Raw genomic sequence first — 12576 nt, 5'->3', positions numbered from 1 at the left:
GGGGTGTGGCGCCCGGGCCCCCCCGGCCCCCCCCCCCCCCCCGGCCGCCCCCCCCCCCCCCCCCCCCCGCGGCGGGGGGGGGGGGGGCCCCCCCCCCCCCCCCCCCCCCCCCCCCCCCGGCCGGGGTCCCCCGGTCAGGCCTTGTCGGTCTGCTTCAGCTCGCGGTGCTGCTCGTCCGTCATGCCGTAGCGCCAGTAACCGGACACCGACAACCGCTCGCGGGCCACGCCCCGGCCGTCCAGGAGCAGCGCGCGCAGCTTCTTGACCTGGCCGGTCTCGCCGTGCACGAACGCACTGGCGACACCGGTGGGGAACTCGAACGCGGTGACGGCTTCCAGGAGCAGTTCCCTGATGCCGGCGTGCGCGCCGTCCCGGTGCAGCCAGACGATCCGCGCGTCGGCCTTCGTGACGATCTCCTGCTGCTCGGCCGCGCTGTCGACCTCGATGAAGGCGTACGCGGGGACTCCCGCCGGGAGCCGCTCCATCGACGTGGCGATGGCCGGAAGCGCGCTCTCGTCACCGACGAACAGGTGCCAGTCGGCGTCCGCCTCGGGCTTGTAGGCACCGCCGGGGCCGAGCAGCGTGACCCGGTCGCCGGGCTGCGCCGCGGCGGCCCACGGGCCTGCGACACCCTCGTCGCCGTGGTGGACGAAGTCGAGGGTCAGCTCGCCGGCTGCGGTGTCGACCGCGCGGATCGTGTACGAGCGCGGGACCGGCCACTGCTCACGCGGGAACGACGCGCGGATCTCCGCGACGTCGAACACCTCCGGGTAGTCGACACCGGGGAGCGGGAGGACGACTTTGACGTACTGGTCGGTGAAGCCGTTGTCCGCGAAGGTGACGAAGCCTTCGCCGCCGAGGGTCAGGCGGATCATGTGCGGAGTGATCCGCTCGGTGCGGAGCACCGTCAGATCGTGCTGCTGCGGGGCCTTGCGTGCCGGACGTTCTGCCATGGAGGTCCTCCTCGACGTAGGGGTGCCACTCGAAGACCCCCTGAGAAACTTAGGTGAGCCTAACTTAGTTCCCGTGCTGCCGACAGGGATTACCTGAGCGCGGTGAGCGGCATCGCGCCGGAAGTGGCCAAGGATTGGAAACGGCTGAGGGGCGCAGCGGTCGCTGCGCCCCTCAGGGGTGGTGACTGCCGGTGTGAGCGCAGTTCAGAGTGTGGAGGTCAGACCTTCGACCGCGACGGGATCAGCGCGCTGAACACCAGGGCGAGCACACCGGCCACCGTGGCGATGATGAACGCCGTCTCGTAGCCGGCCTCCTCCGGCAACCCCATCGCACCCAGGTGCGAGGTCACCGCGACGGTGGAGATCGTTGTACCGAACGACATGCCGACCGTACGGGCGATGGTGTTGACGCCGGTGGCCACACCCACCTGCTCGACCGGCACGGCGGTGACGATGACGTTGGCCATCGCGGCCATCGCCGAGCCGGTGCCCAGGCCGAAGAGGAACACACCGACCATGATCTGCCACAGTTCGCCGTGCGCGACGACCAGGCTGAGCATGCCGAGCGTCAGCACGGCGCAGCCGGTCATCAGCAGCGTCTTGGAGCCCAGGCGCGCGGTGAGCGCACCGGCGGCGGGCCCGGAGATGAGCATCGCCAGTGCCATCGGCAGCACGTACACACCGGCCATGGTGACCGTCGTGCCGAACCCGAAGCCGGTGGACTTCGGCAGTTGGAGCAGCTGCGGCATCAGGAACATCGCGCCCATCATCGCGTAGCCGACCAGCAGGCCCGCGGCGTTGGTGGTCCACACGCCGCGCAGGCGCATGATCTTCATGTCGACCAGCGGCTGGTCGGTTCGCAGTTCGGCCTTGACCCACAGCACGCCGAGGATGACCGCGCCGGCGAAGAGGCTCAGGGTGATGCCGGACGTCCAGCCCCACGAGCGGCCCTTGCTCAGACCGAGCATCAGGCACACGAGCGCGCCCGACATCAGGAGTGCGCCGAGCCAGTTGATGCTGCTCTTCACCCGCACCGGCGACTCGGGGATGAGGAACCACGCGGCGACCGAGGTGATGATGCACACGATCATCGGGATCCAGAACAGCCAGTGGTACGACAGGTTGTCCACGATCGGGCCGGCCAGGACCGAGCCCAGGCCGCCGCCGATGCCCATGACCGCGGAGGTCAGGCCGATGGCCGCGGCCCGTTTGTGGGCCGGGAACTCGTCCCGGATGATGCCGAACGACAGGGGGAAGACGGCGGCGCCCAGGCCCTGGACGGTGCGGCCGGTGATCAGCAGGTCGATCGAGTCGGCCAGCGCGCAGATCAGCGATCCGACGGCGAGCGCGCCGATCGCCACGACGAAGAGCTTCTTCTTGCCGTACAGGTCACCGAGGCGGCCGAGGATCGGTGTGGTCACCGAAGCGGACAGCAGATAGGCCGTCATCAGCCAGGCCGCGGTCTCGGTGGAGGTGTGGACTTCCCGGGTGATCGTCGGCAGTGCCGGGGCGAGCATCGACTGGAGGAGGGAGTACGTCAGCGAGCCCATGATGATGATCAGGAGGACGAGACCGGTCTTCGAGGCGACCGATGACTTGTCCTGTGTGGGGACCGCTGTACGTATCCCCCCGGTTGTACTCAAGTCAGGTTCCCCCATGTTGATATGAACCACGGTGATATGAACGTGGTTGGTTCATCAGTTGTAATGCGCATTATTCCTCATGCGCCCTGCGACACGCGCCGCCACTACATCTGGTGGTGCATGACGTGAGTCACCACTGCATATATGATCTGGCTCGTAGCTGGTCCGCACGGCCGCCGTCTCGGCGGCAGTGCGGCGAAGGAGTGCACTTGTGCACTCCGAAGAGGGAATCCGGTGGCGCAGAGCTTGCGCCCAGGGGGCTTCGACAGCCTCCGGCAAGCCGGGACTGCCCCCGCAGCGGTGAACGGGAACGACCGCCGTCAACAGAGCACTGGGAACACAACCCCGGGAAGCGACGGCCAGTAGACCTCCGGAGCACCCGCCGTACGTCATGTGCGGCGATCTCCGGCATGCCCGTGAGTCCGAAGACCTGCCCGCTGCCCGCGCCGACGATCTGGACTGTTCTGCGCGGTGGTCACCGTAATTACGAGCTCGCGAGGAGAGAGCCGTGACCGTCTTGGACAGCGCAGTTCTGCGCACATCCGGCACCCGTTCCGTACACCTGGCCGACAGCGGCCCCGTCGACACCGACGCGCTCGCCGAGGCCGTCCGGCTGCTGGCCGACGACCTCCCCGAGGCCGACCCGTACCGGGTCGCCGAGAAGGCGGTCTCCGGTCTGTACGACGGCGCCACCGCCTACGAACTCGACCAGCTGACGATCCGCACCGCCGCCGAGCTCATCGGCGAGGAGCCGGCGTACTCCCGGCTGGCGGCCAGGCTGCTCGCCCGCACGATCGCGGACGAAGCCCGTTCGCAGGGAGCGGCGACCTTCAGCCAGGGCATCGCCGTCGGCCACCGCGAGGGCCTGATCGGCGAAGGGACGGCCGATTTCGTACGGGAGAACTCCGCCGTACTGGACGCGGCCGTCGACCCGGACGGCGACCGGCGCTTCGAATACTTCGGCCTGCGTACGGTCTACGACCGCTACCTGCTCCGCCACCCCGTCACCCGCAAAGTCGTCGAGACGCCGCAGCACTTCCTGCTCCGGGTCGCCTGCGGGCTGTCCAAGACGGCGGACGAAGCCGTGGACTTCTACCGGCTCCTGTCGTCGCTGGCCTACCTGCCGAGCTCGCCGACGCTGTTCAACTCGGGCACCCGGCACACCCAGATGTCCTCCTGCTACCTGCTCGACTCGCCGCAGGACAACATCGAGTCGATCTACGACATGTACGGGCGCATCGCCCGCCTGTCGAAGTTCGCCGGCGGCATCGGCGTCGCGTGGTCCCGGGTCCGCTCGCGCGGCGCGCTGATCCGCGGGACGAACGGGCACTCGAACGGCATCGTGCCGTGGCTGAACACCCTCGACGCATCCGTACAAGCAGTCAATCAGGGCGGAAAGAGAAAAGGTGCAGCAGCCATCTATCTCGAACCCTGGCACCCGGACATCCTGGAGTTCCTCGAACTGCGGGAGAACACCGGCGAGGACGCCCGGCGCACCCACAACCTGAACCTCGCCAACTGGATCCCCGACCTGTTCATGCGGCGGGTCGACGAGGACGGCGCCTGGTCGCTGTTCGATCCGAACGAGATCCCCGAACTCCCCGACCTGTGGGGCCCGGCGTTCGACACGGCCTACGAACAGGCCGAGCGCGACGGCCGGTTCGTCCGGCAGCTGCCCGCCCGTGAGCTCTACGCCAAGATGATGCGCACCCTGGCGCAGACCGGCAACGGCTGGATGACCTTCAAGGACGCGTCCAACCGCACGTGCAACCAGGCGGCCGAACCGGGCAACACGGTCCACCTGTCTAACCTGTGCACGGAGATCCTCGAAGTCACCAGCGACAGTGAGACGGCGGTCTGCAACCTCGGCTCCGTCAACCTCGCCGCGCACGTGGCCGACGGCGGAATCGACTGGGACAAGCTGCGCCGGACCGTCCGTACGGCCGTCGTCTTCCTCGACCGTGTCATCGACATCAACTACTACCCGACCGGCCAGGCCGCCGCGTCCAACCCCAAGTGGCGGCCCATCGGCCTGGGCCTCATGGGCCTGCAGGACGTGTTCTTCCAACTGCGTCTGGCGTTCGACTCGGCTGAGGCACGCGAGCTGTCCACCCGGATCTCCGAAGAGATCTACCTGACGGCTCTTGAGTCCTCGACCGAGCTGGCGAAGGAGTTCGGACCGCACCCGGCGTACGACCAGACCCACGCCGCGCGCGGCCGGCTCCAGCCCGACCTGTGGGACGGTGTCACGCCCACCCAGACGGAGCGCTGGGCGCAGGTCCGCGGGCTCGTCGCGACCCACGGCCTGCGCAACTCGCTGATGATCGCCATCGCGCCCACCGCCACGATCGCGTCCATCGCCGGCGCGTACGAGTGCATCGAGCCGCAGGTCTCCACCCTCTTCAAGCGCGAGACGCTGAGCGGCGAGTTCCTCCAGATCAACACCTACCTGGTGCGCGAACTCAAGGAACGCGGTCTGTGGACCGCAGACATCCGCGACCGCATCAAGCGCGCCGAAGGCTCCGTGCAGGAGATCACCGAACTGCCCGAGGACGTACGGAAGCTCTACCGCACCGCGTGGGAACTCCCGCAGCGCGCCCTGATCGACCTCGCGGCGGCCCGCTCGCCGTACATCGACCAGTCGCAGTCGCTGAACCTCTTCATGGCCGACCCGACCATCGGCAAGCTCTCGTCGATGTACCGCTACGCCTGGTCCACCGGCCTGAAGACCACGTACTACCTGCGGTCGCGCCCCGCGACCCGCATCCAGCAGGCGACTGTGCCCACGCAGGCGACTGTGCCCGCACAGGCGACTGAGCGCAGCGAAGGAGCGCGGACGGAGTCCGCAGCCCTTCCGGCGACGCCCGGGCGCCGAGTGGCCCCGGAGCGCAGCGACGGGGACACGAGGAAAGCGCCCGGGCTTGGAGCCGGTAGCCAAGATGAGGCAGCTATCGCTTGTTCGCTGGAGAACCCCGAGTCCTGTGAGGCCTGCCAGTGAACCCTCTGCCCGCGAAACGCCTGCTCGACCCGGGCATGGAACTGACGCTGCGCCCGATGCGCTACCCCGACTTCTACGAGAAGTACCGGGCGGCCATCCGCAACACCTGGACGGTCGAGGAGGTGGACCTCCACTCCGACCTTGCGGATCTGGCCAAGCTGTCGCCCGCTGAACAGCACCTGGTGCAGCGGCTCGTCGCGTTCTTCGCCACCGGCGACACGATCGTGGCGAACAACCTGGTCCTCAACCTCTACAAGCACATCAACTCCCCGGAAGCGCGCCTCTACCTGTCGAGGCAGTTGTTCGAGGAGGCCGTGCACGTCCAGTTCTACCTGACGCTGCTCGACACCTACCTGCCCGACGAGGACGAGCGCGCCAAAGCGTTCTCCGCCGTCGAGCACATCCCGTCGATCCGGCGGAAGGCCGAGTTCTGCTACAAGTGGATCGACTCGGCGATGGGCCTGGACGCGCTGCGTTCGGCCGACGACCGGCGGCAGTTCCTGCTCAACCTGGTCTGCTTCGCCGCGTGCATCGAAGGGCTCTTCTTCTACGGGGCGTTCGCGTACGTCTACTTCCTGCGGTCCCGCGGCCTGCTGAACGGCCTGGCCTCGGGCACCAACTGGGTCTTCCGCGACGAGTCGGCGCATATGGACTTCGCGTTCAGTGTGGTCGAGACGGTCCGGACCGAAGAGCCCGAACTGTTCGACGACAAGCTCGGCGCGCAGATCAGGGACATGATGACCGAGGCCGTCGACGCCGAGGTCGCCTTCGCCGAAGACCTCCTGGGTGGGGGCGTGTCCGGGATGAGTGTGTCCGACATGCGCGCCTACCTGGAGAGCGTCGCCGACCGCAGGCTCGCCCAGCTCGGCCTTGAGCCGGTGTTCGGGTCGGTGAACCCGTTCGCGTTCATGGAACTCCAGGACGTCCAGGAGCTCGCGAACTTCTTCGAGCGCAAGGTGTCGGCCTACCAGGTCGCAGTCACCGGCAGTGTGAGCTTCGACGAGGACTTCTAAGCACGGAGTGCAGGCCGGGCGGGCCTTCGTGTCGTTTTAAGCAGAGTTCGTACGGGTGGGATCTTCGCAACGCGCGGGGGTCCCACCCCGCGTTTACGGGTCCGGCTTCTCCGGCGGGATCTCCCAGCTGGTGGTGGTCTCGATGACCATCCGCTGCCTGAGGGTGTAACCCGGTTTCCGGAGTGTCGTACCCATCGGTGCCCGCAGCCGTACCGGGATGACGAACACCGCCTCCGGGAGTTGTCCGTCTCCGACGTGCAGCCGGCACAGTTCGGCGGCCGTCAGCCCGTACATCCGCGAGGCGGTGCGGGCCAGCTCGAACGCGTCGTGGACCGAGCGGCCGTAGGCGAGTTGGACGTAGAATTCCCCCGCGAACCGCACGGCCGTCGGATCGTCGAGCGCGCCGGTGCTGCCGATGGCGCAGGAGCCGGTCACTTCGGCGATCCGCGCGGCGACCGCCGCGGTGTGGCAGGCGCTGAGGACGGTGAGTGTGAGCTGCGGGGCGTGCGCTTTCAGGAACTCGGCAAAGGCCGCTCCGTCGACCGGTGTCGCCTGGGCGGAGACGTCGTCTGTACGGAAGTACCGGCCGGAACGCGCGGTCCCGTGCCCGCAGAAGTGCAGGACCTTCGGCTGGTGGTGCGCGGACAACCGCGGCAGGTCGGTCACCCGGGCGGCCGGGGCGGTGATGAGCTCCAGGTGGTGCCCGTACGGGGTGCCGGTCAGGGCGGCGCGGATCTCACGTTCCTCCGCGGCCAGGTCCGGGGCGTCGGCGGTGTGCGCGGCCGAGGACAGCAGGAGGACGGTGATCTTCTCCGTGTCGCCGTCCCGGGCTGGGTGGCGCATCGTCAGACCAGGGGTGTGTCGCGGACTTGGCGTTGCAGGGTGCGGAGCGCCGGGCGGTGCTCGGGGAAGGCGGTGAGCAGGGTGCTGATCTCGTCCATCAGGAGGTCGCGTTCGGTGGCTGAGACGGCTGGGGGGAGGGTGGCGGCTTCATCCGGGGGGTCTTCGCTGAGCAGACGGGTGATGAACAAATGCACAGCGCCGGGGAGTGCCGCCTGGTAGCCGAGCGCTTCGATGACGGAGACGGACCGCAGGGCCTCGACGTCTCCGGAGACCAGTGCCCGCTGGCAGCGGGCGTGGAGGCGGTTGCGGTCGAGCATCGTCGTGTAGGCATTGTCGATGCCGTCGAGGACACACAGCTGGAGCAAAGCGGAATGCAGGAGGGGTGTGGGGTCTGCTTCGTCCTGTCTGGCCATTGTGGTCAAGGCGCTGGCGGCCGTCGGGGTGACAAGTAGTTCGCTGTTCTCGTTGAGGAACTGCTGGGAGATTTCCCAGTCGGGGGCGTCCAGCCAGGCCCGGAGCCGGTCGCCGAGGATGAGAGGTTCGTACGCCGCATCGACCCCGCGGGCCTGAACCGCGTCCAGGAGGTTTTTGTGGAAGACGGCGTCGGGGGAGAGCAGACCGAGTTCGGCCAGGGCGAGTCTGCTGGTGGGCTGCTCCAGCTCCGCCTGGTTGTCGCGGAGGAAACGCCGGGAGGCATCCCAGTCAGGAACGCTGAGCCACTGGGTGACCGCTGAGAAGTGATTGCCGGTCAGGGAGAGCCATGGCGGGGCCTGTTCGCCTGTGACGTCCGTCCAGACCCGGGCTACGTGACTGCGTTCTGCCGCACTGCGGGCTGCGTGGTTACGCAGCAGCTGTCGGGCTTGTGCGGCGGTGGGGGCGGCGAGCGTAGCCGTAGCGGTGCCGAGGAGTTGCGTCACCGTTGTGAGCGCCGAAGTTTCGTGACCGCGCTTGAGATCCTTGTCGGCTTTTGCGAGGTGGAGGAAGGCGACAGCGTCGGGAAGACCGGAGAACGCGGCCACGGTTTCGGCGAAGACTGTTTCGGCCTCGGTGGACTTGTTCAGATCGATGCACCGGTCGATGAGGTTGTTGAGGGAGGCGGCGAGGTCGGGGAGGTAGGCGTCGGGGTTGGCCCGGGCGAGGTCGCGGCGGATGCGGGCGGCTTCTTCGATGGGGGCCAGGGCCGCGTCGCGTCGCCCGAGGCCGGCGAGCTGGTTGGAGAGGTTGTTGAGGGACATGGCGAGGTCGGGGAGGTAGGCGTCGGGGTTGGCCCGGGCGAGGTCGCGGCGGATGCGGGCGGCTTCTTCGATGGGGGCCAGGGCCGCGTCGCGCCGCCCGAGGTCGGCGAGCTGGTTGGAGAGGTTGTTGAGGAGGCGGCGAGGTCGGGGCGGTAGACGTCGGGGTTGGCCTCCACCAGCCTCCGGAGCGCTGTGACTCCAGGCCCCCCGGCAGCCACCGCCTGGATCCCGATGTAAGCAGTCAGATAAGGACTCGCCGCTTCCGGCCTGGCCCCTCCCGCTGTCTGCTCCAGGGTCAGCCCGATCAGCGCTTCCACCATGGCCAGGGCGGCATCGGCACCTGCCACCCGCGGTGATGTACCGCGCAGATACTCGGCAAGCCTCCGGTGGTGCAGCCGGTACACGGCCTCTCCGGCGAAGGCGTCCTCGATGATGTGTCGTCCGTACGACTCGAACAGTTCGGCGATCTCGGCAGGACCGTACGCCACCCCGCTTCCCGCCAAGGCTGTCGCGACCGGTGCCCACACCTCCCGGGACGGCAGCCCCGGGCCTTCGGCCCAGGCCAGCGCGCGCAGCAGATCCCGGGCGGCAGCCGGCGGCATCATGTCGGCCTGCTCCCGGCCCACCCCGTTGAGGTCGGCCTCGAACGCGTACTCCAGCGTGGGCGGCAGCGCGGCTGCCCAGTCCACCGCGTCCGGATCTGTCCCGCGAAGCAGCGCGACCACCTGCGGCACGACCAGCCGGGCGTACAGGAAACCGCCGCTGGTGTCCGCTGCCAAACGCGCCACTGCGTATGCGGCGTCCTCGGCACATTCCCCGCCGACCCCGGCGGTGACACAACGCAGCAGGATGTACTCCTTGATGTCCTCCCGGGCCGCACCCTCGTCGGACAGGTCCGTCACCGCGGTTCGGACACCGGTCTGCCGGGTGATCGCCTCCGTCAGGGACTCGGCGGGCAGGATCCCTTCGCTCAACAGCGCCTCCGGCCGCCCGGCCAGCAGCACCTTCCCATGCCGGCTCAGCGGTTTGACGACCCGGTCCATCACTTTGTCCGCTTGCCGGGCAAGGACTTCGTCCAGCCCGTCGATCACCACGGTGTGCCGCGCGGCACCACGTCCGGCGGCGCGCAGCAGCTCCGACTCCAGGTCGGCTTCCAGCCCCGCCGAGGACTCGGGCTGACGCAGCCCCAACTGCCGGGCGACCTCCCGGGCCAGCCGGTCGGCGTCCAGCCCGACGGCGTGCACGACCGCGTGGACCGAAGACTCCCCGGGGTCGGGATCGTCTTTTGTGAGCGGCCGGTGAGTGGTCAGGTCCTGGCGCTGGTCCGGATCGGACAGGGTCGCGATACGCCCCAGGACTGCGGATTTGCCGCTGCCCGCCGGGCCGGTCACCACAAACAGGCCGGGCCGGTCGTCGCCGAGCCAGTCGACCACCCGGCGCAGCACGGGCTTACGGCCGGTGAAGAACCAGCCCTCGTCCTTGCTGTCGGCGCCGCGTGCGGCCCGGACGAGGTGCTCGACGAGCTGCGGCGGACCACCGGGGCGCCACCGGGGGTTTTGGAACAGCACGGCGGAGGAGCTGCCGTGGCTCGTCTGCTGCGGCAGCTGGTCCGGCCACGCCCATTCGTCCTCCGCCGTCAGCGCGGCGATGAGTTCGGCGCCGGTGATGCCCTTTGTTCTTACCGACCAGAGCATCCGCTGACTGCCGCGCGGGCCTTCCCGGAGCAGCCGCTTGACCGTCTCGATCAGCCGCCCGGATCCGTCCGCCGCGGCGGCGGGACCGCACGCGGCGGCGAGGCCGAACCAGCGGGCGGCGGGCCTGCCCGTGGCGTCGTCCGGGTAGCGGATGCCGCGGAGCAGGGCGCTGTCGAGAAGGCCGGTGGCGGCATCCCCGGAATGGCAGGTGTCGAGGAGCACGAGGATCTGCTCCGCGCCGGACTGCGTCAGGTTGTTGGCGAACTTGGCGGTGTCGTATTGGGTTTCCGGCTCGCCGGACAGACTGTCGCCGGCAACCAGGTGCAGGCGCCCGGCCTTGTCAGTGGTGTCAGGCTCTCCGTGGCCCGACCAGGCGACGATCAGCGGGCTCCGGTCCGCGCCGCCGCTTCTCGCCAGACGCCACTCCATGAGCCGGTCGAGGTCTGCGCGCGTCGGGTTTTCCAGGAACAGTCCACCGTCGGCTTCCCCCGCATATCCGAACCCGGCCAGGAGTTCGCCGAGTTCCCTGATCTGCGGGACCGCGCCGTCCAGGTTCGAGATGGACGGATCGGTGTACGTGCCGACGCCGACACCGACGAATACGCCGTGTGACTCAGGTTGTGTGCTCACGCGTCCTCCTCGGCCCAGACCACGGTGTTCCCACTGACAGGCTGCCCGGCCGTCGCGTACAGACCCGACGGCAGTCCGACCGGCGCCACCCGCACCTCGTACACCCCCGGTTCAGGCGCGGGGAACACCGCCCGGCACTCCGCGTCCCCGGTGTAGACCATCGGCCGCTGTCCGGTGCGGCCACTGTCGACGTCCCGCAGCCGGGCGGTCAGCGCGGGCCTTCCGGCATCCGGTGGCACGGTGGCGGTGACCACGTACTCCCGCCCGGCAGGGGAGAAGTCAGCGGCCCGGAGCCCGATCCCGTACGCATCGTCAGGTCCCCGGTGGACCACCCGGCGGCCGAGCAGACCGCTGATCTGCCCCCGGACATCCTTGATGTCCTGGAGCATCCCGTGCTGCCCGGCATACCAGCTGACGACGTCCATGTCGTCGTCGGTGAACTCCTGCGGACAGGCCGACAACCGGGGCACCGTCCCGTCGCCACCCTCGTCCAGGCCCTCGATGGTGTGCCGTACACCGAGCCGCTCACCGGAGAACGCCGCCGTGGTGGCCGTTCGCTGAAGATGGCCCACCACCGGCCGGTAGCGCACCGGACGACCGTCCGTCAGCCGTGCGGCGGCGGCATCCCGGATCTCGTCGTACAGCGCCCCGGCGTCGGCGAGCAGCTTCGGATCCACCCCGGGCAGGGACACCGCACCCGGCCGGCACAACTCCTGCGGCGTCAGCAGACAGTCGTACTGCGGGGTCAGCTGGTGCAGCGACGGCAGACTGCGGGACAGTGCCGACAGGCTGGCCACCCGCCGGCCCAGTCCGGACGGGGCGCCGTTGACCAGCGCGGCGAGCGCGTTCATCGATCCGCGGTACGGCGTACCGAGGGTGACCACCCGCCCGGCCGTCTCATCGCCGCCCCGGCATTCGAGGTAGTGCCGGGCGACCAGCCCGCCCAGGGAATGGCACACGTACACCACCCGGGCGTCCCGGCGGTCCGGCTTCGACTTCCGCCAGCGGCCCAGGGCCTCCTCGACGGTCCGCTTGAGTTCGAGCGAGTTGTAGCGGACGGACAGCCGCCAGTCGTAGCCGAACGCGATGAGGTTGGGCGTCGGGCCGTACAGTCGCTCCGGGACCTGCGGCTGGAGCGTGAACGTCTGCTCCAGCCAGGTCAGCAGCTTGCTGTAACCGTGCACGGGGGACCACAGCCCGGGGATGATCTGCAACCCGCCGATGAGCTGACCGGGTCGCACACCGTCGTCGAAAACCGTGGTGCCGAGAGCTTTGCCGTCGGGGCCGCCGTCGCCGACGTCCGGCGGAAGCCGCAGGCCGGTCACCGACGTCAGTCTTGTGCGCAGGGCCCGGTAGACGGCGCTGGAAGAGGTGCCCCACACCAGGGAGTCGTCCCGGTCCAGCAGCTCGGTCCCCATGATGCCGGGCACGACGACCAGCAGATCGTCGAACGGAAAACGGGTCACGGCGAACTCCCCCCGGGTGCCTGTCTGTTGCCCGAGAGGCTAACGGCCCGGCCGGGCTGCCGGGTGAGTTTCCGGACAGCCCGTCGGCAACCGGGGGACCT

General features: G+C 69.2%; 7 protein-coding genes and 1 riboswitch. Of the genes, 2 read left to right on the top strand and 5 right to left on the bottom strand.

Features of this window, described 5'->3' with window-relative positions; genetic code table 11:
• Positions 1-134 precede the first annotated feature (134 nt).
• Both AC0Z36_RS24675 and AC0Z36_RS24670 read right to left on the bottom strand, forming a co-directional pair.
• A complete protein-coding gene (locus AC0Z36_RS24675) occupies positions 135-953 on the bottom strand; it encodes a siderophore-interacting protein (protein WP_485465230.1) in 819 nt (272 codons plus the stop codon).
• 218 nt (positions 954-1171) lie between these two features.
• Positions 1172-2596 carry an MFS transporter gene (locus AC0Z36_RS24670; protein WP_485465229.1) on the bottom strand — a complete coding sequence of 475 codons (1425 nt, stop codon included), beginning with the start codon at positions 2594-2596 and terminating at the stop codon, positions 1172-1174.
• Positions 2597-2797: 201 nt separating this feature from the next.
• Positions 2798-3028, top strand: a riboswitch (cobalamin riboswitch).
• Positions 3029-3128: 100 nt separating this feature from the next.
• Between AC0Z36_RS24670 and AC0Z36_RS24665 the strand changes: the two genes are divergently transcribed.
• Complete coding sequence (locus AC0Z36_RS24665; protein WP_485465233.1) at positions 3129-5594, top strand: ribonucleoside-diphosphate reductase subunit alpha; 2466 nt, start codon at positions 3129-3131, stop codon at positions 5592-5594.
• A gap of 35 nt (positions 5595-5629) precedes the next feature.
• The gene (locus AC0Z36_RS24660; RefSeq protein ID WP_485465232.1) at positions 5630-6607 is read left to right on the top strand and encodes a ribonucleotide-diphosphate reductase subunit beta; all 978 of its coding nucleotides are present in this window, start codon (positions 5630-5632) and stop codon (positions 6605-6607) included.
• 93 nt (positions 6608-6700) lie between these two features.
• Here AC0Z36_RS24660 and AC0Z36_RS24655 read toward each other — a convergent pair whose 3' ends face one another.
• The 3 genes from AC0Z36_RS24655 to AC0Z36_RS24645 all read right to left on the bottom strand — a co-directional run bounded on the left by AC0Z36_RS24655 (position 6701) and on the right by AC0Z36_RS24645 (position 12475).
• On the bottom strand, positions 6701-7450 hold the full coding sequence (locus AC0Z36_RS24655; RefSeq protein ID WP_485465228.1) for a CHAT domain-containing protein: 750 nt from the start codon (positions 7448-7450) through the stop codon (positions 6701-6703).
• Between the two features lie 1057 nt (positions 7451-8507).
• Complete coding sequence (locus AC0Z36_RS24650) at positions 8508-11009, bottom strand: AAA family ATPase (protein ID WP_485465227.1); 2502 nt, start codon at positions 11007-11009, stop codon at positions 8508-8510.
• Entirely contained in the window at positions 11006-12475 is a 1470-nt protein-coding gene (locus AC0Z36_RS24645) for an esterase/lipase family protein (RefSeq protein ID WP_485465226.1), read from the bottom strand. Before AC0Z36_RS24645 ends, AC0Z36_RS24650 begins: the two co-directional genes overlap by 4 nt.
• Between the last annotated feature and the right edge of the window lie 101 nt (positions 12476-12576).

It is taken from the genome of Kitasatospora sp. UYEF31 (genome assembly GCF_057291755.1).
The sequence above is the reverse complement of the archived record's forward strand: the minus strand, read 5'-3'. Positions and strand labels throughout refer to the sequence as shown.